This window comes from Ammoniphilus resinae, assembly GCF_017873965.1.
Taxonomy (GTDB): Bacteria; Bacillota; Bacilli; order Aneurinibacillales; family RAOX-1; genus Ammoniphilus_A; species Ammoniphilus_A resinae.
The window spans coordinates 1-25384 of the sequence record NZ_JAGGKT010000027.1 but is presented as its reverse complement, the minus strand read 5'-3'; the positions used below and the strand labels follow the sequence as shown (position 1 = coordinate 25384).

Below are 25384 nucleotides of genomic sequence, written 5' to 3'. Positions count from 1 at the left end.
CCTCACCTATTAATGTCTTTTTCAATAATTGATAAAACACTTTCCGGAGAAAAATATTTTTTAACATACTCTTTTGAACCTTGAGATAGTCTAACTAATATAGAATCATCCGTATAAACTTTGACAATTTGATTGGCAAATTCAATAGGGTTATCGGCAATAACTAAGTAATCCTCAATATTTGGAAGGCCCTCTGCACCTACACTCGTTGTAATGATTGGGATTCGATGATATAAAGCTTCAACCACTTTCCCTTTGACCCCTGCACCATATCGTAAAGGCACAACATCAATCTTACAATTATTGTATAATTCCTCCAGTTGATCATCCGAAACAAATCCCGTAATAATGATATCCTCTGATTCCAACTCTTTGATGACATCCGGTGGATTGGAGCCCACAATATAAAATTTAATATCTGGAATCTGTTCTTTTACAATAGGTAAAATATCATTAGTAAACCATAAAACCGCATCAGTATTCGGCTTATGTCCAAACCCTCCGACAAATACCAAATCCCTCCGTTTTTCAATTGGTTTTACATCATTTTTTTCATTTTCGTAAATATAAGCTGGTATTGCCCTTCCCACTACATTAGGGAGTTCCTGCTCAATATGATCGATTTCAACCTGTGAGGGGTAGTAAACCACATCTGATTTTCTAAAAAGTTCCCATTCTATTGCTTTCCATTGATTCGATGCTTTTAATGATTCTTTGTTACGGTATAGCTCATATTCCCTCAGCTCTCTTAAATAATGTAAATCATGACCATAATAAAGGATTTTGGATGGAGTATATTCTCTAATAAGGTCAATATATTTAATAGAAATATGAGGTCTATTCAAATAAGTATAATTAATATATTTCCCATTTTCCTTTAACCACGTTCTCATATTACTTGCGTACCAATTTCCATATAGCACCTCAACACCTAACTGTTGAAGATCAGAAGTGTAAGGTTCATGTTTATAGAAATTGTCACCAATAAATTTTACATTTAAGCCCATATCAACGAACATCTTCAAATACTGATAGGTTGTTCTACTCCCTGCATCTTTATCAAAATGTGGTACATAATGGTCGATTACAAGAATTGTCTTCTTGTTTTTACTCCGATCTCTAGCTAAATAGACATCTTTTGCATTCTCAAAGTGTTCTGCTTCAAGTACATCCTTCCACTTTTCAATAAACTTTTCCCTGTTTTTCACCTGATAACTCTTAACACCACTATTTACATCCGTTCCGTGAGAAATCCCTTCAAAATGAACAACAACAGACTTAGGCTGTAATACAACCTTATAGCCGTGCTTTCTTACCCCAAATGCTAAATCAGAGTCTTCGAAATAGGCTGGAACATATCTGTCATCAAACCCGCCCAGATCACGCCATAGTCCAGAACGAATCATAATACATGCACCAGAGATATAGTCGACTTCTTTCACATAATTATATTCCGGTTTTTCAGGATCATCTAATCTTCCATAGTTCCATCCGCTAGCATCATTCCAGATAATACCACCAGCTTCTTGCAATCTTCCATCGCTATAAACAAGTTTTGATCCGACCATTCCGATCGTCTCATCGCGTTCAATCAGATCAACTAGATGTTTTAACCAATCTGGTTGAACATTGGTGTCATTATTTAAAAAAAGGATATACTTTCCATTAGCATGTTTTGCTGCATTATTACAATTTAACAAAAAACCTCTGTTTACCTGATCCCGAATAACTGTAATATTTTCTACATAATTAGCAATATTAACTGTTTCATCTGTAGATACGTCATCAGCAATAATAATTTCATAAGGGATATCAAGCGTATTTTCTATAATTGATCTTAAACAAGAATAAGTAAAATTCCATTGGTTATACACCGGTATAACGATGGAAACTAATGGGTTGAGTTCTTTTTTGAAAATAAGTTTCTCATAATGGTCTGTTTGTTCGATAATTTGCAGTTCTTTCATTGAATCTGTATTGGAAGAATTCCTTTCCACATAATTATCTATGCGGTTTTCTAACATTGCCGTACTGTCCGTTTTAAGGTAATAGCGGAACTTCTTGATGTTATTTTTATTAATATAACTTGCAAATCGTTTTGGATTTTTAAATGCATTAAACAATATTTTGGCAAATAATTTTCTTTTGCTATTTTTGGGGAAAATTCCATCTCTAAATTTATATAATTTAAGTAGGAGTTTCCATCCCTCAGACGTATAGATGTTATCCAAAATACGTTCTTGTTGCAACAGCTGTTCTATGTGACCCTTCTGATTTGCGTTTAGGATTCTTTCCTGTTCTAATAATTGCTCGATATGGCCTAGCTGATTATTAATAATTTGATCTTTCTCTTTACCTTTTTCATCAAAAGAAGTTACTTTTTCCGTAAAATCTCTTTGTAACCTATCTATCTCAACTTCTTTTGATTTTACATCCTCTATCAAGCCTTTTATTAACTCTTCCTTATCTTCAATCACTTTATTTTTATTCCTAAGATCCTCCTCTAGGGATTTGGCCCAAGTACAGAATTCTTCAATTTTCACATATTTAAGAATTAGTTCCTCGTTTTTAGATTTCACTTCATCCTGAAAACCTCTTATTAATCGGTCCTTCGATTCAATGAACTCATCTAAATTCTTGATATGTGCATTTCTTTCCTCCACCTCATCTTGGAGTTGAAGAATGCGTTGTTTTGCATGAAAAAATCGCTCTTTCCCATCTAAATAGATAGAATTTATGGAAGTAGTTTGTTTCAATTCCTGATCTGAGCATATGGCAATCATATATTTTCCTGAACTGTTTTCTTGTTTAGTCCGATAAAAAGCTTTAGCTCCTTCATCTATACCATTATTAATAACCGAATAGACTTCATGGTTTTGATAATACATGTCAATAAACCGAAAGTAATTTCGTAAAAATCCTCTGAATTCTTCTTCATAGAATTCTTTAACATGAAATTCGTTTTTATAATTGGCACGGTCTGAATAAATATATTTATTTGGAGTGGACATAATCAACAATCCACCCTTTTTTAACACTCTTTTAATTTCATTTAAAAATGATTTCTGAATCATCTCATCTACATGCTCAATCGTTTCAAAAGAAACGACAATATCAAAGGAACTATCTTCAAATGGCAATTTTTCAATTGATGCACATTCAAAAGTTAGATTAAACCTTTTATATGCCTCTCTTGCATGCTCGACTGCATCTTTACTTAAATCGATCCCCGTAACTTTCGCAGCTTTTTCCGATAATATAAATGAACCGTAACCTTCTCCTGATGCAGCATCCAATACCACCTTATCTCTAACCATATCTGCAACAGACAAGTATCGTTGAAGATGTTCAATTTCAAGTTCTATATCATCTACTGCACTTGGAACAAATCTTTCGCCAGTAAAATTCATAACCTTCTCCTTATTAACTTGTTAAGAATTGAATGTCTTCCAGGAACAAATAACCTTGAAGTGAATATAATTGCATGTCCATAACCTGAATAACAAGTGCATCATGAACCCAGCTATGCTGTTGATGATCCTCTTGGCTACCTGAGGCAATCGCAGGTGAAATAGTATAGTTACCATTGGTCAGATTTGGGAAAGTAAACTCAAAAGAATATATGGATGCTTTCCCCTCATAAATATTATTAATCTGTTGTCCAAGCACATAACTATTGGATTGTGTAACAATATTTCCAAGTCTATCCTTTATAGAGAAACCAACGATTGGGTTTTCCAAAACTCTATTAAATTGAACTTTAATTGATAATCGTACAAGCTGTCCGGGGGTTACCATCGTCAATTTACGATTTGTATTTTTTTCAAATAAGCTGATCCCCTTAATAATAGCTTCATTATCCCCTAGAACATCCAAGCTTGGGTCTATAGGGTCAATATTGTCCACCAATTGATCATTGACTTCCGATTGGGCCAAATTATATTTAAAGAGGTTGGAATCTAACATAAATGCCTGGTACTTTTTCGAGACCTCAGTAGGTAGACCATCCTCTACAAGTTTCCCTTCATTAATCCAAATTACCCGATTGCAAAACTTGGTAATAGATGCTAAATCGTGAGAAACAAAAAGCACCGTTTTTTTTTCTTTCAGTTCTTCAATCTTACGAAGACATTTTTGTTGAAATCTCATATCGCCAACACTTAAAGCTTCATCTACAATTAAGATATCCGGGTCTACGTTTATTGCTACAGCAAAAGCTAAGCGAACAAACATCCCGCTGGAATAAGTTTTAACTGGCTGGTGGATAAATTCACCAATATCGGCAAACGAAAGAATTTCATCAATCCTCTTATCCATTTCTTCCCTAGAAAAACCCATAATCGTTCCATTCATATAAACATTCTCAAGTCCAGTGTATTCTGGATTAAACCCTGCTCCAAGTTCCAAAAGAGCAGAAATCTTCCCATTCACTTCAATTGAACCTGAACTTGGCGTAAGGACCCCTGTAATCATTTTAAGGAGGGTTGATTTACCCGATCCGTTTTTCCCAATAATTCCAAGAGTCTCCCCTTTAGCAATTGTAAAAGAAAGATCTTCTAGAGCATAAAAATTCTTATGATGTTTTTTTGAAAAAGGATTAATCGATTCCATCAGACGATCGATTGGTTTATCGTAAAGCTTGTACAGTTTGGTTACATTTTGAACTTTTACCGCTATTTTATTTTCTTCGTTCATAATGCCTCCTATAAGACATCCGCAAAATGGGGTCTTAGTCTCTTAAAAATAACCAATCCGAGAATAAATAAAAAAACGGATACTGTCCAAAAATATATGGCAAGGTCTGGTTTTTCCCAAAACCACTGATTGTAAACGAATGAATCCCTATATCCTTCTACGATATAATACATTGGATTTAGTCTAATCAAACTGTGGAATTTATCAGGAACCGTTTCTAAAGTCCAAAATATTGGAGTGATCCAGAAACCGAATTGTAAAATCATCGAAATAAATTGCCCTACATCCTTTAAAAATATAACTAAGGAAGAAGTAATAAATGAAAGACCTAGAACTAATATAACTGTTGCAAATAAATAATAAAAAACTTGTAAGTTATACAAGGACAAATCATAACCATAATAAACAAACATCCCTAATAAGAATACAATAAAAAAGCAATGTACTAATAATGCCGAATTGATCTTTATTATTGGAAGAATACTTACACGGAATACAACTTTTTTAACTAGATAACTGTTCTCAATCACAGAATTCGTTGCACTCTGTAGGCAATCTGCAAAAAAATTCCACGATAAAAACGCTGGAACAAACCATAAAATAAACGGAAAATTATCAACCGGGGTAAACTTAAAGCCAACCTGAAAAATAAACCAAAATATTAGTATCGTAACAATGGGTTGAATAAAAGCCCAAAGAATTCCCAAATAAGAACCTAAATAACGCACTTGAAGATCTTTTTTTGACAGTTCATAAATTAATCTTCGACTTTTGAATAAATCTATTATTGTACCCATTTTCAATCTCCCCAATTAATTCTTTCTGAAACATGCCGTCCTAACAATCTATACTAAAAGAATCAGCTTTCACTATGTACCGGAACGTAGACTTGTGAACAATCGTCAGTATTTACTTTGGCATAACTTATTGACTGACAAGAAACGCGCCCCATTCCATCTTAATTGATAATAGACTACTTTCGCACGTGCATAATTCCGTCCACCATTTACAAAATCCGACATTTGCCTATCTTATATTATCATAGATTTCAATTGCATACAGTACCAAATAATTAACGTCCAAGGAATATAAGTCCAAAATTACAAGTTGTTTGTTCTGGTACTAAAGTTTTAAATAATCAATAAACCTATTTCTGTAAACAGGAGAATGCGTATAAAATGTATTTACTTTATAAAAAAATCCCATCGAAGTCAGAGACTCACTTCGATGAGATTAGTCTTATTATTTCTCCTTCACTAATTTTGCTTCCAATAGACCCAAATCAGCCCCAACGCAATCAATTTTCAGCTTTGAAACCCCTGTTAAACTTACCTTTACTTCAATAGGTTCCTTCAGATCGGATGAAATATTCCCTGTAGAAAAGACAAGTTTTCCATCAGCATATATTTTTAAATTCCCCACATTGTCATTCTTATTTTTTCCGCTCCAATTTTTGTGCGGCACAACTATCGCTTCAAAACGTTCATATTCGTTGTTAAGAGTGTATTCATTCTTAATCCACCCGAAGGAATCGGTCAGATTTTGACCAATAATATACCCGGAATTAAATTTACCGCCTTGATTAGACTCAAAACTGGAACCAATCTGACTTGAGTTTATCAGGTTTTTCGAAGTTGGATTCACTTTTTCAAGTTGGTATTCTGATCCACCCGATTTCTTTCCTATATAAATAGTATTAGTTTTTCCTTTATAAAATTCAACTTCCTTCCCCAAACTTTCTCCAATAAAGCGAAGCGGAACATAGGTAGTTCCATTATAGATAAATCCTTGTTGTCCCTGCGAAAGTTCCTTTTTCTCCCCATCAATGTAGAAACTAAGCGGTAGGAATGAAACATCAATCTTGCTTGCAGCAAATGAAATCCCAGAGAAGAAAATGGAGCCCAATAAAAAACCAGTTAGAATTTTTTTCACAAGCATGTCCCCCCATAAAATTAATTATATTTTAGTCTATTTCTCTTCTAGCGCAAAAATTCCTACCATTCCAATATTATTTTATTCCTATTTTTGTTTTATAGTTTTTTACGTATTGTTTGAAATCAGGGAATTTCCCGCCTGCTTGAAATTCTATTTTGGAATTATCATTTTGCTTTCCCATCTGTTCGTTTGCAATAAAGCGGACAGCATAAACTTGTTTAAGAATGTGATTTTCTACATTTCCATCCAAACGACTTAAAATGTCTATGGAATGTTGATATTCACCCAATATTAAATAAGCCTGTCCAACATAAAAATAAGTAATTGTTTTTATATTCAAAGGTCGCATGTCGGGAATAGGATTCTTCTTGTAAACCTCAAACAGTTGATTATACCTTTGAAAATCATTTATCCCGCTTATCGCCAATTCTTTGGCTTTTTCTTCTGAGTGTTCCATTATTTGCAGTGCTACCTCTGATTTCAAAAAGATACTACTATCATAATATTCAACTTTAAATTTATCTGCATTCAGGGCCATATCTACATAACTTATCCCAGTAAGAGGATCACCAATTTGAGTGTATAAATTGCCAATTCCAAATAATACCTTAGGGTTATTTGGCTCCAATTGTACTAGCCTAGCAATCGTTTTGAGAATTTCTGTTTTAATAGCTTCCTTCCCTGTTTCTTCATAATTGCGGACATAAACACTAGCCAATTTTAATAGATAATCGATATGATAAGGGTTGTAGAAGGTTGTCCTTTCATATACTTCCTGTCCTTTTTGAAGAGATAAATTTGAATCTGCGTAAGCCACCTGATTTTCGGAAAGATAAAATTTGAATGATTTGAAACTAAGCACCCCAACAAATACGATAAGAACTGCTAATGAAACTTTTCCTAACCACGGAACATTAACCCTACTATTAATCAAGGGTCTTTCAGAAACTCCCATAGCTAATAACCACAAAACCACGAACCAAATCGTACCGAAAGACAGGTCTAGATCAATCATTGAATGCAGGAAAATTGTTAATAAAGATGGTAAGGTTGCAATTGTCATAGTTACGTAAACACTGTTTTTTTCTTCTCTAATTCGTTTAAATATCTGACCTATTAACATTCCAAACACCACAACAAACACTAATAGACCAATCCATCCTATATCCAGAAGTAATTCTAAATACCCATTATGAGCATTCGTACTCCAATACGGTTGATGTTGATATTTTGTAAATAAAGCTTTCCATCCCCCACCACCATAACCTAGAAGAGGTGCATCCTTACTCATTTTTATACCATCTTCGTAAAAAGCAGTCCGTCCTAAAACACTTGCTGTCCCTGTATCAATACTTGCAACACGTTCTTGTAAATTTGTCGGTAATTGATGATACACGATACCTTGAAATTTTAGATCAGCAACTAAAAGTACTGCCATCATAAGGGCTAAGACTGGAAATACAAAGCGAAGTAAATTTTTGGATTCAAAAAACCTCAACTTGTTAGTATGAAGTTGTGAAACAATAACAGTTATCAACAAAACAACAACAACCGTTCCGATAAAAAAAGAAATAAGACCAGGATTAGAGATTCCTGCCTCTTTCGCTGAAATTATTTGACGGTACACAACTAATGATATACCAACCGAAATTAGGGTATTTAATATGAATTTAATCTGTTCTCTTGTCCTAAGTAAGAGGAGTCCGAAGAACCAAGAAATAGGTAAGATAAGAAATGTACCCCTCGATTCTGATAGCAATATTGATATTAAAAATGCAACTAGCGGAAAACCAAAGAACAATACCATCCAAGGCTTCAATATTTGTCTTGTTGTTAATACAATCAATGCATACAGCCAAAATGCACCCATTAAAGTAGCGAATGTATTTGGATATTGAAGTGTACCAGCTAGGCGATCATCACCTGTCAGAAGTTCCGGAAAGTCAAAGTAACCCCAGTAGCCAGTTATGGCCAAAATAGCTATCACTGAACCACATAGATGAAGAACAAATGGAAGTAACCTTCTAATTTTGTCTGTGTACTGCACCCATATCAACATACAGAAAAAACATGAAAAGGCAGTCCATCTGTACATTAAATCCATATTACTTTTAGGCGATTCAGCTATTGGGATTACTACTAAGTACATTAGTGGAACTAAAAAAACAACAAGATTAGTACCCTTTATGTGTTGAAGATTTTTTTTAAACATCAAAATAACAGTAATTATAAATAAAGCACCAATAATTGTTTCCCAGATATATAAATCCTTATCAAAGAATAACCCTTTTTGATAAGGTGTAAAAACCATTATTACAGAAAGAATAAAGAAAACAATCCAATTCATTTGACCCTCCTGCACCTGACCTTAATATTTATTTATTTTTTTACTATAAAAAACGAATCCCTAATACAGTCACCGGAATGGACCTCATGCATTCCATGCTCTAGCCCCCACTTATCTCAATTTTTTTGGACAATTGTTATATACTTAAGGACATATTCCGACACATTTCTTAACCTATATTATCATAATTTAAAAGAAGAGACAGTACATTTTGTATATAATGGGGTATGTCTATAAGAATGAAAATGCTATTAAACAGTTCGTGGCAAATACAAAAGATTATCATTATTGGTCAACTTAAAAAGAAAAGAGTAGATTCACGAAAATTCGCAACCTACTCCTTGTTAAATAATTTTAATCCCACTTAACCTTAAACTGAAAAGGAATTTCTTTTTGTGTTCGATCATTTTGGACTACTGTTAGATTCAAAGTACCTTCCTTAACCTCTTCTGGTAGTCCAGGAATCATAATAAAACCTTCTTTTCTTTCATCTTCCTGGATATCATTATACCAAGCAGTATCTTTTCTAAAAAGAATAGTTTCATCAAGCTGGGTATGTTTATATGTTTCCCCGTCAGTTGTAAAGGTTACAGACTCCTGATCTAATTGCATTGGTAAATCTGTAATATTTTTAACCTTAACATAGAAAGTCGTTCGATCGTTCTTTAAGACAACGTCATAAACATCTACAATAATCCCTTCGTTTATTTTAGATAGTGGTAATTTTTCATAATCTGACTTTATATCACAATTACATGGCTTTTGTTCGACTGGAGTACTCGGAACTGTCACTACTGGAGTTTTTTCTTCGTCAACCGGGTTGGTTGTTTCGGAATTTTGCTTGTTAATGGAAACAGTTTGAGTTTGTTTATTCCAATCAACATTAGCCCCAAGTTCCTCTGCAACATATCGTGCTGGAACGTACATATGTCCCTTATATTCCAATACGGTATATCCTTGCGCCAAGTACTTTTCAACACCATCAAATTTAAATTTTACCCAGTCGGCTACTTTAGCCGTAACGTTCGTTGTATTTGCAAAAACAGAGCCGCCTGTAGAAATAATGGCCCCTATTAAAATACCTGCAAAAAGTTGCTTGTATTTCTTTATCCTCACTAGATTTCGCCTCCTTTAGATTCAACCAGGTCAAGATATGTTTAAATTCCCACTTTAATTATGTATTCAACAGAGAAGAGATAATAACCTCCTTGAAGCTGTTAATTAACAAAAGGCTAGTATCACAAAAATGAAACTAGCCAAGTTAATTTTCTGTTAAACTCATAAATAAAATTAGCCTGTAATAGCCCATGGCTTTTCAAATCCAATTTTCAAAAGCTCCATATTTACCGCAATATCAAAGACTTGCTTTTTCAATTGTTCAACCGATAGTTTAGATTCAAACACATCAACAGCAGTAACCATTCCAAGGTCAAACTTGGTTTGAAGAAGTTTCAAATTTCCTTCAGCCTTAGCTAGATTGGCTTGAAGAGAAGCATACTGATTTTCTAATTGTTTCATGCTGTTGTACATTGAGCGTAATGATTCTTCCAATTGTTTTTTGCTATCTGCAAGTGTTAATTGTGCCTTGTCGACATCAATTTCCTTCGCCTTATATGAATCTGCACCACCAGTATTAAAGCTATATAAATCAAGATTAATTTGAGCCAGCTCGACTTGTTTTCCTAACATCCAAATAGATGGGTTATCTTCTATAGTCTTCTGGACATAATAATCTAGATTAACTTCTTCTTGTGGTTCAAAAATTGGATCGTCGACTAGATTATAGGTAGAATCCTGGGAAGCCCCAATTAATTGATTAAATTTCAAGAAAGCATCCTTTAATTCTTTTTCTGAAACATTTTGATTTTCTACAGCAGAAATATAAGTGTTTTTTGCCTGTAGCTGATCGAACTCGCTTGCAAGACCCTGTTCAACTTTCAAATCAGTAATATTCTTTTTCATAAGGGACTCTTCGGCAGTGAGATCCGCTATTTCTTTATTCTTTTGTTTTTGTTGAATAAGGAAATAAGCTTTCTTAACCTGGTAAGCTATACTATCCTTTGTCATTCCTACCTGTTTTTCTGCTTTATCCTTTGCAATTTGCGCAGATATTGAACCCTTTATTGCACCCCTTGCCTGATTGTCACTGTCTCCATTCCCATTTCCGACAGGGGTATAATATATATTACTAGATGCATTCTCCTGTGCGTCATCCGCGCGGTTCACTTCTGCTTTAGCCTCTTTAAGCTTTAGGCTAGCAATGTAGGCTTTATCTACTGCTTCTTGATAAGTTAACGTCGTACCAGTTCCATTCTTAGATTCTATGTTACCTGTTGAAGACTGGTGAGTTTGCATAGATTTTTCGCTTGTATTGATTTGTATAGTCTTACTTTTAGAATCCCAAACAACGGTTGAACCAAGTGATTCCGATACAAAACGCAAAGGAACAAGTGCTCTTTCATTTATAATTTGTGGCGGGATTTCAAGTGTTACTGGTTTACCGCTAATAAAAGCAGTATTTGAACCGACTGCTATTGTTACTGATTCTGTATTCCTATTGATTGTAATTTTCTTTGTTGCAGCATCATATTTCACCTCGGCACCAATATCCTCGAAAACCCCGCGCAACGGGATTAAGGTGAAATCATTATAAGTAACTGGTGATTGTTCATAGTGACGTTCTTGACCATTAATAACAATAGGGTAATTCGCATTCTGAATTACTACATTTGAAGAAGCACTAGCAAGGTTGCTCATAGAAGAAATTAGAAGAAGCGATAATACTGATGTACTTATTTTTTTCATCTAGTCATTTCATCTCCAAATCGTTAAATCTGAATCAAAAAAGGGGAGTCCTTTCGGATCCCCCTTTTTCAAACTCTTGTCAATTACTTCTTAATAGTAATTACCTTTGTAGCTTCATCAAAGCTAATGTTAGCTCCTAAAGCTTGTGCTGCATAGCGTAGAGGCAATACAGTACGGTTGTCTTTCAATTGAGCTTTTGCATCCATAGGGATGTTAGCTCCATTGATCTTTAAGATGTTGCTTCCAATTGTCATTTGAGCAACAAGACCATCTTTGATAAGAGTTACAGTGGAAGTAGCTTTATCATAAAGGATATTGCTTTCTTCTACTCCAAGAGCATCAGCTACATAACGAACAGGTAGGTAAGTACGTCCGTTTTCTGCATAAGCAGCTACATCAGCAGTTTTTTCTACTCCATCAACAGTGTACGTAGTGCTTCCAAGAGTGAATGTTGCTTCAGCAGTTTTTGCACCGTCAGCAGGTGTAATTACAGTAGCAACTGTAGCTTTCTTCACATAGTTCTTATCGAACTCACCAACGTCAACAGATCCGCTTAGATCGAAATCATTTGTAGTTACACCTGTTGATGGAACTGTGTAGGACTTATCACCAAACTTATTGTAACCTTTGTTAGAAGAGAAGGCTACAATATCATTGTCGGAGTAGTCTTGGTGTGCGTTTCTCACCAATGCTTCTCCACCAATCTTAACTGAGATATCACCTTCTGGAACAGAGCGATATAGATCAAGCTTCAAACCAGAGATTTTAATTTTACTTGCTCTTGTACTTTCGCTCTTAATATCAAAAGTAAGAACGCCATCTTTCACTTTTACACTTTCATCTTTAATTTCAAGGTTTCCTTCAACAACTTCTACCTTTGGCTTAGAAGTGAAATCACCATCACCCAACCAAATTCTTACTTGTTTGCCGTCGATGAAAGCACCCTTTTCAGCTTCGGTAATTACGATATCTTTTAATTCTTGCTCTTTAATACCAGTTCTTACGTTAGCTTTTTCAACTTCAACAGTTACAGGAGATACAACCTTACCAAGAGTAACTTCACCTTCTACCCCTGCTCTTCCAGAGAATTTAGCAACTACATCACCTTCGAAGTCAGCTTCAGAAGACACATAGAACTTAGCTTTGAAAGACTTCTTGCTTCCGTTACCTGTTGGTACGTTGAATTCTACTTCATTGTCATCTCCATCGATAGCTGCAACTAATGCAGTTTCTAGGTCGCCATTAGAGAATCCTTTTTCTTCGGTTACATCTACACCAACCACCTTAGTTGATCCAGGGAACTCAATTTTTACAGAACGACCTTCAAACCAAGAAGCAGTAACATTTTCTTTCACTTCAACTTCAACTAATTTCAAGTCATCAGACTTATCGTTTGCACGACCAGCTAGCAAAGTAGGAATATCCTTCTTAACTACAAGATCAGCACCATAATCTGCATATTTGGCTACAACTAAGTCTTGAGAATTTACTTTATCACCATCAATTGATGCTTCAACATCTCCATAAGGAGCATTACTTTCGGCGTCGATTGCTAATCCACTAATATAAACAGTACCAGGCGCGGCAGGTTTACCAGTAAATTTAAGGTTGAATTTAAGAGTTCTATCACCATCAAGAACTTTATTGAGGTCTGCAGACGCAATTGTCACCTTGTTACCAGAGAAACCTAAAGTGTTTCCTGCTGCTTTATCAGTAATAGAAACTTGACCAGCTGTATATCCACCACCAAGAGTGATAGTTACATTGTCGTTATCACTATTAGCCATCCACTTAAATTTAGAAGGTAGCTTAATAGTTACTTCTTGATCACCATCATTGCTATCGTAAAGTGCACCGATTGTAGATTCATCAATGCGGATTGTGTCAATCGCGCCACCATCTCCGATAGTCTTAACTTCACCAACGGAAGATACTGTTTTACCACCAGCTGCAATTGCAAATGTATATTGTCCTGCACTTAATGTACTGTTTTTTGGATCAACGGTTACTTTTAATTCTCCAGTTGCCCCATCTACTTCAAACAACATAGGAACCTTAACTTGTTCTTTTCCGGCTGAAAGAGCTGCATCGAAACCAACAATTTTCAATTCTAAATCTTGGTCAGTTACAGACACGATTTCGAAACGAGGGTCAGTTCCTTGGCTGCCAGCAGGCACAATTGTACCATCATCTTTGATGAATTCACCAGCAGTATAGAAATTTCCGTTAACACTATCTGTCTTCCACTTCACACCAGAAGGCAAAGTCAATCTGAAAGTATCGTTATCTTTGAAGTCGATATCTTTCTCTTTAATAATAATAGACGTTACTGCACTAGTGCTGCTATCAAAATCATCTGCAACACTCGCTACTTTTTCAACCAAGTTGTCACTGTTAGCACTAACAGCGATAGGTGCTGCGATAGATGCTACTAAAGCAGCTGTGGTCATTACATTCAATGCTTTTTTGTTAAATTTTTTCATAACCTTTGTTTCTCCTCCTCATTTTATGTTTAGGTTGAGAGTTTATTTGTTTTTTATCTATCTCTAGTGCGTGTTCCCAAGACTAGCAATCTTTGATTACTAGTTTGGCTGAAAACCACACATTATGAAGTATAACTGTAATGTAATTTTTAGTAAAGAGTCTTTTTAATAAAATTTAACAATTTTATTTGAAGCTCTTTCTTTTTACTCGCATTAAGTTATACTCACATAATTAAACGCGCGGGTTTCAAAAAGGTTGCGGAGATCATTGAAATTTTTTCTCCAAAGAAATACATTCAGTTGTTATTATGTATTTTCGTTTGGTGAGATCATCTCTCCCTCACATGCTTTATTATACGTGGGGACTACCCATCTGCCAATACTGAGAAGTTTTCCAAGTATGGATAGTTTATGTCTATTTACCAAAACGCTCCTGTTTGTTTTACAGACATAAGAAAAGGCTAGGAACCCCCTAGCCTGTACTGTTATCGCCGGTTGGCGAGTCTGTATTTAAGTTTAATCTGTCGTGCAATACGCAGCAACGGCCTGTTCTTCTTTCCCATTAATCCAATTACTTCAGACCCAAGTTCAAGCAGAATCAATACGAGCCCGATAATCATTGCAGCTCCCCACAGGGTCGATTGTGAGAATACGACAGCGGATAGGGCAAATAGAGCGCTAATCCCATAAATGATTAACACAGTCTTCCGATGGGAGTATCCCATGGAAAGTAAGCAATGGTGCAAATGATTTTTATCTGGTTGAGATATAGGTTTCTTGTTGACGATCCGACGAATAATCGCATAGAAAGTGTCGGAAAGCGGCACCCCAAGGATTAAAATCGGCACGATGAACGCAATTAATGTTAATTGTTTAAATCCAAGGATTGATAGAGCGGCTAGGTTAAAGCCCAGAAATAAAGCCCCCGTGTCCCCCATGAATATTTTTGCTGGGTGGAAATTAAAGAATAAAAATCCGATCACAGCCCCAAGTAAGATGATGCTTAGGATAATCGCTAGGCTATTCCCCATTAGAAAAGCCATGATCATTGTTGCGGTGATTGCGATTCCGGAAACTCCTGCTGCTAGTCCGTCTAATCCATCAATTAAATTGACCGCATTGGTCACACCCACCAACCAAAATATCGTTACTGGAATACTAAGCCAGGCAAAATATACTTGATCATCATCAAATGGAAGGTTGATGAATTCGACGCGTAATCCAAAGCCGATTACCACGATGGCGGCGATGAGCTGTCCGAGCATTTTCATCTTTGGGGATAGTTGGTATTTATCATCCAACATCCCGGTTAGGACGATGATGGTTCCCCCGATAAAGATTCCTAAAGCTTCAGAGGTTTGTGGAACGAACAGAAAAAAGCACACCGCAAACGCAAGGTATATCGCAAGTCCCCCCATACGTGGCATAATCCGCGTATGAACTTTTCGATGATCGGGTTGATCGACGACACCCCAGGCAATAGCTAACTTCTTAACCAACGGGGTTGCGATCAGCGTGATCGCTAGCGCTACGGCAAACGTGATGAAATATACTGCCACTACAATCCTCCCCTATTTTTCTTCTCTTTTTATACGTTGATTATTGTAGTCCCATCCATGGCAACCGTCAAATCTTATTTTTTTCTTGGATTTTGAACGTCACGACGGGATTCAAGAAAGGCTTTTACAGCAAATTGAGGTAACGCCAACTGGCGTCTCCAGCGAGAAGGCTGGGAAATTAGTCGGTACAGCCACTCCAAATTCAGCTTCTGCCAAAATACAGGTGCTCGCTTAACTGCTCCAGCAATGACATCGAGGCTGCCGCCGACTCCAATTGCGACCTTTGTATGTAATTCCCCTTTATGTTCAAAAATCCATTTTTCCTGTCTAGGTGCACCCAATGCCACAACGAGCACATCAGGTTTTGCTTCATTAATATCTCGGATTAATTCTTCTTCTTTGCCACGGAAAAAACCATTATGCCTTCCGGCTATCACAGCATTCGGGTATTGTTCTTTGATTTTGTCGGTTGCCAGCTGATTGACTTCTTCACTGGAGCCGAGAATATAGAACGACCATCCGAAGAGGTTTCCCTCCTCCAGGAGCTTAAGCAGTAAATCATAGCCCGCAACTCGTTCATAAACCGGATCGTTCTTCCAACGTGAGGCTAGTACAATTCCAATGCCGTCTGGCGTAATCAGGTCCGCTTCCTCCGTAATCTTTTTGAGGAGTGGTTCTGTTTGAGCACCCATAACAATTTCCGGGTTAGCGGTGATGATGTGAAACGGTTTTTGCTGATCTTTTTCAATCACTTCAGAAACAAGCCGCACCGTCTGCTCCATGGAAAGCTTAGAAAAGGGCACGCCGAGAATATCCACCTTTTGATTTGCCATGAATTTCACCTAATCCCCTATTATTGACGAATTTCCCCTGCAAAAAGTTACACACTTCTTCCTTTATAACACAAAACTTGTCTTTATCCAATGCATAATAGAAAAAGAGTTAGCAGATCGCTAACTCTTATAGTCCTAATTGATGTAAAATACGCCCTATGACTACTGCCGCTTCCCCACGGGACGTGCTTTTATTTGGTTCGAAATTTTGATCTGGTGTTCCTGTCATAATGCCGTCCGCTATGACCGCCGCAACCCCTTCTTTAGCCCAGGCAGGGATCTTTTGTACATCTTTAAATTGTGTGAGATTGCCGGCTTTCTTTTCAATCACTCTTGATACCATTACAGCCATCTCGGTGCGGGTAATGGGTGTGTTTGCAGAAAATTGAACACTGCCATCGGCCTGTTTCTTACCCTCTAGTAACCCAGCTTTTACTGCTGCACTCACTTGTTCTTTGGCCCAACTTGGAATTCTTGCAGCATCTGAGAAGGTTTGAAGTTCAGCCTCCGTTCCTTTCGGGAGATCTAGGGCAAGGCTCACCATCTTGGCAAATTCAGCTCGTGTCACAGAAGTCTTTGTATCAAATTCTCCATTTCCACGTCCATTCACTATTCCCAGTCCCACTAGACGATCGACCTGATTATAGGCCCAATGGTTTGTTGGGACATCTTTAAAATCTGCATGATCTTTTACTTGGAACACAGCAAACTTCGTAAAGTGGTTTACCTTGACGAGGATGGATTTATTACTATTATCTATTTCTCCGCCAATATACATCCATTTATTTCGCAGTTCATTGAAATAGAATACAGCAGGTTTTCCTTTGCTCTGATCCCATTGATCCATTTGGAATTGAAGCGAAATGTCTTGCGCAAATTTGTTTTCCTTGTTGGTTTTAACTTCAATCACTTGTCCGATCCGTTGTAGATTCACACTCTCTACTGCTGGAACATCATTTTCATCCAGAATTTTAGCGATTACTTCTGCTCCATCTTGAACAACCCCGGCTGGGATGTCAACCTTCACTGTATTTTCTAATTCAATTAAAAATCGCTCACTTGCCTTAATCGTTTGTATTGCCTCATTTACAGCTTGCGTCGTATTGGTCTTCGTAGCAATAGGTCCGCCGCCGCCACCACCGCCACCTGCTCCTCCACCACCACCTGTCGAAGTCTGACCGGAGGCTAGTATTTTATTTTCAACTGAGTTCCCTATATCTTTGAAAACACTCGGCAACACATCTAGTACAGCATCTGTCCCTTTTCCAAAGGCTGTAATCAAATCCCCCGCTTTAACATCCGGCCAACCCTTGGAAGCCGCACTGAATACTTCACTATGAGAACCATTGTTCACACTTTCGAAATATATATCAATCAAGGTATTTCCCAATTCTTCATCAAAATTTGATTGCGTTACATTTTTACTTTTTAGGGTGTCGTGAACCTCACGAATAAAAGACTTTGTCGCTTCTTCATCTGCTCCATTATCAATGAGCTTTTGAATTTCAGAAGAATGTTTTTGATTTACCTCTGCGTAAACATCATCTGCTGAATCCGCATAGGAAACTGATGAAAATCCCCCCAAAGACATTGACAACACGATAGCCCCAATTAAAATGCGCTTTTTATAAAATCTTGCCTTCATTTGTTTTCTCCTCATTAATTTCTTTTTTGTATAGAAGGAAAAAAGAGGGAGGGTAGAACCCCACCTCTTCTCCATCTTACTTCGTATTATATAGACGATACATGATCACTGCAGCTTCTGCTCTAGTTGCCTTATTAGAAGGTGCAAATTTGCCATCCGCTTGCCCTTTGATAATTTCGTATTTGACGGCAAGTGCAATGGATTCTTTGGACCAAATTTGAATCTTATTCTTGTCTGCGAAAGACTCAATTTTTTCGTTAACCCTTTGAACACTTAATCCGCTTAATTTAAGAGCTCTTGCAGCCATGGTTGCCATTTCTTCACGGCTAATCAAAGCCTTTGGATTGAATTGGTCATCTGAAACACCAGTGACAATCCCTAGTTTAGCCGCAGTTGCCACGTCTTTATAGAACCAATCAGATTCATTCACGTCTTTAAAGCTTGTTGTAGCTGATTCATCGTATAAACCTAAGGCACGAACAACCATCTTGGCGAATTCAGCACGGGTCACGTTTTCTTTTGGTGCAAATTTGTCTGCTGTGCGTCCATCTACAACACCTTTAGCAGCCATAACCTCAATTTCCTTTTGCGCCCATGATTTGACTGAAGATAGGTCAGAGAATGTCTTTGTAGATGCAAAGACAGTAAATTGGCCTACTTCCTTAGTTGTAAACACCAAATTATTATTTACATAATGTCCACCAACTGGTATCCATTGACCATTAACGTTTTGGTAGGCAGAGAGTTTTTCTGTATCTATACCTGTTGGAAGACTTCCTAATTCAATTTGAATTTCAACCGGGTTATTAAACTTAGTAACCGGCTTTCCTTTTAAAGTTGCCTTAACCTCCACAACTTTCACATCGGATAAAACACGTTTATCCTTACCCGGTTGTTGAGCTAAATCAGATTTAACAGTTTCAATAGCAAAATCTGTAGCTTCGGCAGCTGCGGATAAGCTTACTTTCGCTGTGATTGCATTCAATACATCCTTAACAGAGACTTTTACAGTTACACCATTTGCTACAACTGCAATGGAGGTTGTATTTTGATTTACACCTTTTAATGCTTCTTGTAAATCATTCAAATTAAAGCTAGCTTCTGTTTTATCGGTAGCACCATTAACAGAGAAGGTTAAAACCGTTTCTACTGCTAACTTCGCATTTGCCACACCAGCTTCTGTGAGCTTTTGTTGGACCTCGTCTAGGGCTTTTAATGCATTTTGAACAACTTCTTGTAGTTGTTTAGCATCCGCTTTTGCAACAGCCTTTCCGTCCTGAACGGTTGCTTCCACCTTTGTTTCTGCAGCCTTCTTAACATATTCAGCCCCAACAGCCACAGCAATTTTTCCTAGGTCATTTTCTGTAGCAGCCGCCACTTCTTTCACACCTGCTACCAGTTTTACGACACTTTCAAATGCCTGTTTTGTTTCTTCGGCTGTTTTCCCTGATAAATTACTTGCGATATCTTTCAAGCTAGACTGTAAAGCATCTACTGCATTTTGTTTTTCTTCCTGCTTGGCATCTTTAAGGCTTTCCTTCAAACCTTTGACAAGATCATCTACCTGACCTGGTGTTAGAGTTCCATTCTGGATAGCATCCTTGATGGTTTGTCCAATGTTCTTCCCTGTTTCGGCAGGATTACCTGTCGATGGGCCGGGAGTTGCAGGTTTATCAACAACTGGACCTGGACCTCCTCCTCCACCAGGACCTCCACCAGAAGTTCCCCCATCATTGCCCGAAGTTATTGCCGGAGTAACATTAATTGTTACTTCGCTTAGGAGGGATTCATTTAAAAATACGGAGATTTTGTTCACTGTATCTTTTGTCTTTCCGGAAACAATACCATTATATGTATTATTTAATGTTACGCCATCCCCGTGTTTAACCCATGTTATTGGACTAGCTGAAACTTCAGGAGCAGTAATCCACTCCCCATCATATTTCACTTGAAAATCTAGATCAATGCTCTTACCTTGTTCAATTCCAATTGTATTGTTGGTGATCGCGACGCCATCGTGGCGTACAATTCGTACACGATCCTTTGCATAGGCTTTAATTAAAGCATTCTTGGCATCCTGGGCAGTTTGTCCAAATTGAGCGTATGCCTTGTTTTTAATAGTTTTTAACTTTTCTCTGCTTAACCCTATATCAGTCAACTTCCCATTCAGGGTGCTGTATTTCTCCTGAGCTAATACATTATCTATTGCCTTGTCAGTAATCGTTGTAGCTGAAATCGTTAGGAATTCACCGATACTTGCGGAATTAATGATATTTTCAACTTCATCTAACAATGCTGTTGAAAAGTTTAGTAGAGTATCTACGGTTACCTCATCACCAAAGGCCTTATGAAAGAGTTCGCTATAATCTTGTCTAAACTTTTCTATATTGTTTTTAAGTTTAGTAGAATCCCCATCAACAATGGCAACGTTTGTAAAAACAAGGGCTATCCCTTTTGCAAGTTGGTAGCCTTCAGCTTCTGTTAGAAGTTGTTCATTTTGCTCATTTTTTAAACCTTCAAAGAAACCTGCACCAAAAATGGCTTTAAGATCATCATCCGATGAGTTTGCTACGGCATTCCTTAAAGCTTTAACCGCTTCTGTACCGTCCGTTTCTTCAAGGGCATTTGCTAGTTTTACCAGTTTGCTAAGATCCAATTCTGCAGCGGCATGAACTGCATTTGGTAGGACCAATTGCCCAACTACTGGTGTGAAGGCAAGGCTTGTTGCCAACACCAACGATGTAGCTTTATTCTTGATTTGCATGTAAAATAACACCCCTAGTCATAGTATTCTATAAGTCTATCGTCCTAATTAATACAGGTCATACTTAGATTACAATATTTAATATGAAAAATAAAGGATATTCGACAATTTACTGGAAGTAAATTGTATTTTTCTGTCGTAAATTGAATTCCCAAAAATTTTAATGATAAATGATTAGTCTGAGTAATCCCGATAATTTAACAGGCTACTTTGTATTTTATTAGGTAGGTTTTTAATTCTCCATCTATTTACCACTGGTAGCCATCCCATATGACTTCTTTGGTTAATCTACAATAAACGGGATAGGCTTTAGCAACCAAGTCAGCCAAACGCCTTGCAAGAACAAAAAAAGACAGGTCTCCCTGTCCCTTTTCTCCTATTTATATTGCTCCACAAACTTGCCCATCCGCTCAATCGCTTTTTCCAGGTTTTCCATTGAGGTGGCATAGGAGCAGCGGATATGTCCTTCTCCTCCGATTCCGAACACGTGGCCGGGAACAACGGCGACCTGGGCTTCTTTAATGAGTTGTTCGGCAAACTGATCAGAGGTGAGGCCTGTTGCTGTGATCGATGGGAAGGCGTAGAAGGCTCCCTCTGGCACGAGGCACTCGAGTCCGATCTGATTGAACATTTTTGACACATAATTTCTCCGCTGGCGGTAGCTCGCAACCATGTCGTCTTTGGCTTTTTGTCCGTTGCGAAGTGCCTCCACTGCAGCCCATTGTCCCATGATGGGGGCACAAAGCATGGTATATTGGTGGATTTTCAACATTGCTTGGATGATGTCCTCTGGTCCACATGCATACCCGATTCGCCAGCCAGTCATGGCAAAGGCCTTGGAAAATCCGGAAATCAGGATGGTCCGGTCCTTCATGCCAGGCAGGGATGCGGCGCTGAAATGATGCTGGTCATAACTGAGTTCACCATATATTTCATCGGAAAGAACGAGCAAATCATGCTCTTTGATCAAATCGATGATCGGCAGCCAATCTTCTTTTGACATGGTCGCCCCGGTTGGGTTGTTTGGATAACAGAAGATGATGGCTTTTGATTTACTTGTGATCTTTTCGCGAAGGATGTCAGCGGTGATCTTAAATTTCGTCGACATATCTGTCGTAACACTGACTGGCACACCACCTGCTAGCTTGACTGTAGGTTCATAGGAAACATAGCAGGGTTCGATGATGAGCACTTCATCGCCAGGATCGAGGATTGCTCTGAGAGCGATATCGATCGCTTCACTCGCCCCGACGGTGATGATCATTTCTTTTTTATCATCATAATGAACCTGAAAAGACTCCGCCAAATATTTTCCAATTTCGTATCGGAGTTCTGGAAGTCCACTGTTCGAGGTATAAGTGGTATACCCTCGCTCCATGGTGGATATGCTCGCTTCTCGAATCGACCAAGGGGTGACAAAATCAGGTTCCCCGACGCCGAGGGAAATCACATTTTCCATGGTACTTGCAAGGTCAAAATATTTTCGAATGCCGGATGGTGGTATTTCTTGGATCGTTTTTGATAATCGATTTCTCATGGGGTCACAACCATCCTCCGGTCATCATCGCGCGGATTAAACACGACGCCATCATGCTTGTATGTCTTTAAAATAAAATGGGTCGCTGTCGAAACGACGGTATCAAGGGTGGACAATTTTTGTGAGACAAAAAAGGCAACCTCTTTAATCGTCTTTCCTTCGATTGTCACAGATAGATCATAGGCTCCGGACATTAAGTAAACGGATTTCACCTCAGGGAAACGGTAGATACGCTCCGCGATCTCATCAAATCCCACATCACGTTGTGGCGTTACTTTGACATCGATCATCGCCGTGACGAGGTCATTTCCTTGAATTTTATCCCAATCAATCAGGGTTGGGTAACGCAGGATGACTTTATCTTTTTCAAGCTCAGCAATCGTTTGTTTGACTTCTTCTTCCGGCAGATCGAGCATCATCGCCAGCTTGTCATAGCTGTGGCGCCCATTTTGCTCGAGCAAGGTCAGCATCTCAATCACTTTTTCTTTCTTCATGCTTCCACCCCATTTTTGTCCTTTTCGACATATTGTAGCACACCTACAAAAAAAGAAAATCCCTCATCCAAAATGGGAGGGCTTTCATTTTTTAGATTAAGCAATGACCGTTGAAAAAGCTGACTTGTAAATCATTGCCTGCTTGTCCCCAGCTTGTCTGATGACTACGGCATAACGATCAAATGCTTCCACATAGCCTTCCATATGCACGCCGTTTTTGAGGATAAACTTGATGCTTTTTTTGTTGGTTTGCGATTCGCTCAGGACTTCGTCCTGCTGCATATTCATTGCCTCTTTTTCTCCCATGACAATTCTCCTTTGACCCATATCCTAAAATTTCCTTTATTTTACCACGCGGGAGGGATGAAAGGCAAAATAACTTCTTTTCTTCTCTGTGAGCGACCTATAAAATAGGGTTTGTTGGTTAAGCTGGATACTATCTGTTGTTGGAGGAACCGTTATGTCAAAAAACGCGCTCCTAAAAGGAACGTTAATTCTCACTCTTGCCGCTTTGGTCACCCGGGTTCTGGGGGTGGCGCAGCGCATTCCGCTGCAGCGGATCTTGGGCGACGAGGGGATGGCTACCTATGGCATTGCCTATAATATTTACGGGATTTTACTAATTATTGCTACCGTTGGGATTCCCAGCGCGTTGAGCAAACAAATTGCAGAATACCACGCATTGGGTCTATATCATGAGGCGAGGCAGACGTATCGTGCTTCCAGGGATTTTTCTCTGGTGGCTGGGTTGGTCGCGACGGTGGTGCTTTATTTGATTGCCCCTTTTTATGCTGTACACATTAGTCATGATCCGGATGCGGCGTTATCCATTCGGGCGATTGCCCCTGCTTTGCTGTTGTTTCCGTTGATTTCGATTATGCGCGGCTATTTTCAGGGACTGCAGTTTATGTCACCGACTGGTTTGTCGCAGGTTTCGGAACAGATCTTGCGCGTGGGAGTTGCGGTGCTGTTTCCTGTGTTATTGTTGGGTGCGGGATGGTCCAAAGAAGTGGCTGTGGCCGGGGCTTCATTTGGTGCTGTCGCAGGGAGTTTGGGCGCGATTCTCGTGTTGCTGTACTTTTTTCGGAAAGAACGTGGAGAGCGGAAAAAGCAACTGGTGGAGCAACGTGAGTTTCGGCGGTTGCAGCGGAAGGAAATTTTTCGTAGGCTGCTGTGGACTGCCATTCCAATTAGTCTGGCCTCGACGGCGATTCCGTTAATCTATTTTATCGACTCTTCGACCGTTATCCCACTGCTTCAGGGGGACCTAGGTCAAGCGGGCGCAAAGGAAATGCTCGGGATCTTGACTGGGCGGGCCCAGTCGTTGGCTTCGATTCCGCCGATTTTGGCCATTGCTTTGAGTTCGGCGGTGCTGCCTGCAGTTGCTTCTTCGTTTTCCAGGGGGGATTTGGGTGAAGTGACGCGGACAGGGTCGCTGGCCCTGCGGCTTACCCTTGTTACCGGGGCACCTTTGGCTCTTTATTTGACGGCGGGGGCTTTTGCGGTGAATGGATTTTTGTTCGGAGATGTTCAAGGGTCCTGGGTGGTCGCCTTGCTCTGTTTCGGGAGCATCTTTCAAATGGTGATGATGACCTCGATGGCGATCTTGCAGGGCTTGGGTAAGGTGATGCTGCCGATGTGGTTCGTGTTTGCCGGGATTGTAGCGAAGGCCGTGTTGAATCCAGTTTTGACCCCGTTGTTTGGGATATATGGGGTTATCGTGGCGACGTCGGCTGCTTTTGTGGTTATTTTGCTGTTGAATATGTGGGCAATCCGACGAGAGGTTCCCTTGGATGTGATCGGGGATCGGTTAAGTGGATTTATGGCTGCCTCCATTGGATTAGTAGTGGTTGTGTGGCTGGTGTACCAAGGATGTGTGGCGGTGTTGCCTGGAGGGTGGCATCCTGCGATTTACTACGGATTGATCTGTATGGCGACAGGCTTGGTGAGTTTTCCAGTGTACGGGTTGTTGTTGGTGTGGCGGAAAGGCTTGGCACCCGAGGATATTCGCTATCTGCCGGGGCCGGTGCGGCGGATTTGTGCGAAGATCGGGGTTGGAGGATAAGGGGAGCGGACAGAGGTTCCAAGAATCTGTTGAAATTAACCTGAAGGATCCAATAACGAAACTTAATTTCACAAAATAAGTGTACGAATTCCCCCTAAAGTTAAATTGGTTGTAAAAACTGGCTAAATAGTTATAATGAACGAAACCGACGCACTTTTGCTATACGTAGGTTAAATTTGGTCAATACTTGGTAGCGACAAAACAACCAAAAAACCAAATTCA

At 38.7% G+C, this 25384-nt stretch carries 16 protein-coding genes; 1 reads left to right on the top strand and 15 read right to left on the bottom strand.

From position 1 onward, the window contains the following. Window positions 1-2 precede the first annotated feature (2 nt). The 15 genes from J2Z37_RS23355 to J2Z37_RS23285 all read right to left on the bottom strand — a co-directional run bounded on the left by J2Z37_RS23355 (window position 3) and on the right by J2Z37_RS23285 (window position 23424). Window positions 3-3410: a glycosyltransferase gene (locus tag J2Z37_RS23355; protein ID WP_209812748.1), complete on the bottom strand. Its 3408-nt coding sequence runs from the start codon at window positions 3408-3410 to the stop codon at window positions 3-5. Window positions 3411-3423: 13 nt separating this feature from the next. Then, window positions 3424-4695: an ABC transporter ATP-binding protein gene (locus J2Z37_RS23350; protein WP_209812747.1), complete on the bottom strand. Its 1272-nt coding sequence runs from the start codon at window positions 4693-4695 to the stop codon at window positions 3424-3426. Window positions 4696-4703: 8 nt separating this feature from the next. Beyond that, a complete protein-coding gene (locus J2Z37_RS23345; protein ID WP_209812746.1) occupies window positions 4704-5492 on the bottom strand; it encodes an ABC transporter permease in 789 nt (262 codons plus the stop codon). Between the two features lie 445 nt (window positions 5493-5937). After that, window positions 5938-6627, bottom strand: a complete 690-nt coding sequence (locus tag J2Z37_RS23340; RefSeq protein ID WP_209812745.1) for a stalk domain-containing protein — start codon at window positions 6625-6627, stop codon at window positions 5938-5940. A gap of 76 nt (window positions 6628-6703) precedes the next feature. Next, window positions 6704-8977: an O-antigen ligase family protein gene (locus tag J2Z37_RS23335; protein ID WP_209812744.1), complete on the bottom strand. Its 2274-nt coding sequence runs from the start codon at window positions 8975-8977 to the stop codon at window positions 6704-6706. Window positions 8978-9331: 354 nt separating this feature from the next. Then, window positions 9332-10093: a stalk domain-containing protein gene (locus J2Z37_RS23330; RefSeq protein ID WP_209812743.1), complete on the bottom strand. Its 762-nt coding sequence runs from the start codon at window positions 10091-10093 to the stop codon at window positions 9332-9334. A 174-nt stretch (window positions 10094-10267) separates the two neighbouring features. Next, on the bottom strand, window positions 10268-11782 hold the full coding sequence (locus J2Z37_RS23325) for a stalk domain-containing protein (protein ID WP_209812742.1): 1515 nt from the start codon (window positions 11780-11782) through the stop codon (window positions 10268-10270). A gap of 83 nt (window positions 11783-11865) precedes the next feature. After that, window positions 11866-14265, bottom strand: a complete 2400-nt coding sequence (locus tag J2Z37_RS23320) for a copper amine oxidase N-terminal domain-containing protein (RefSeq protein ID WP_209812741.1) — start codon at window positions 14263-14265, stop codon at window positions 11866-11868. Between the two features lie 485 nt (window positions 14266-14750). Next, the gene (locus J2Z37_RS23315; protein ID WP_209812740.1) at window positions 14751-15824 is read right to left on the bottom strand and encodes a glycosyltransferase family 4 protein; all 1074 of its coding nucleotides are present in this window, start codon (window positions 15822-15824) and stop codon (window positions 14751-14753) included. 74 nt (window positions 15825-15898) lie between these two features. Further along, window positions 15899-16657 carry a WecB/TagA/CpsF family glycosyltransferase gene (locus J2Z37_RS23310; RefSeq protein ID WP_209812739.1) on the bottom strand — a complete coding sequence of 253 codons (759 nt, stop codon included), beginning with the start codon at window positions 16655-16657 and terminating at the stop codon, window positions 15899-15901. 127 nt (window positions 16658-16784) lie between these two features. Next, window positions 16785-18302, bottom strand: a complete 1518-nt coding sequence (locus J2Z37_RS23305; protein WP_209812738.1) for an S-layer homology domain-containing protein — start codon at window positions 18300-18302, stop codon at window positions 16785-16787. Window positions 18303-18378: 76 nt separating this feature from the next. Beyond that, the gene (locus tag J2Z37_RS23300; protein WP_209812737.1) at window positions 18379-21066 is read right to left on the bottom strand and encodes an S-layer homology domain-containing protein; all 2688 of its coding nucleotides are present in this window, start codon (window positions 21064-21066) and stop codon (window positions 18379-18381) included. Window positions 21067-21442: 376 nt separating this feature from the next. Further along, window positions 21443-22603 (bottom strand): aminotransferase class I/II-fold pyridoxal phosphate-dependent enzyme, encoded by a 1161-nt coding sequence (locus tag J2Z37_RS23295; RefSeq protein ID WP_209812736.1) that lies wholly within the window; start codon window positions 22601-22603, stop codon window positions 21443-21445. Continuing rightward, complete coding sequence (locus tag J2Z37_RS23290; RefSeq protein ID WP_209812735.1) at window positions 22600-23097, bottom strand: Lrp/AsnC family transcriptional regulator; 498 nt, start codon at window positions 23095-23097, stop codon at window positions 22600-22602. The genes J2Z37_RS23295 and J2Z37_RS23290 overlap by 4 nt, the downstream gene beginning before the upstream one ends. 96 nt (window positions 23098-23193) lie before the next feature. Next, window positions 23194-23424, bottom strand: a complete 231-nt coding sequence (locus J2Z37_RS23285) for an RNA chaperone Hfq (protein ID WP_209812734.1) — start codon at window positions 23422-23424, stop codon at window positions 23194-23196. Window positions 23425-23557: 133 nt separating this feature from the next. Here J2Z37_RS23285 and J2Z37_RS23280 point away from each other — a divergent pair, with 133 nt between their 5' ends. Then, the gene (locus J2Z37_RS23280; RefSeq protein WP_209812733.1) at window positions 23558-25162 is read left to right on the top strand and encodes a putative polysaccharide biosynthesis protein; all 1605 of its coding nucleotides are present in this window, start codon (window positions 23558-23560) and stop codon (window positions 25160-25162) included. Window positions 25163-25384: the final 222 nt, after the last annotated feature.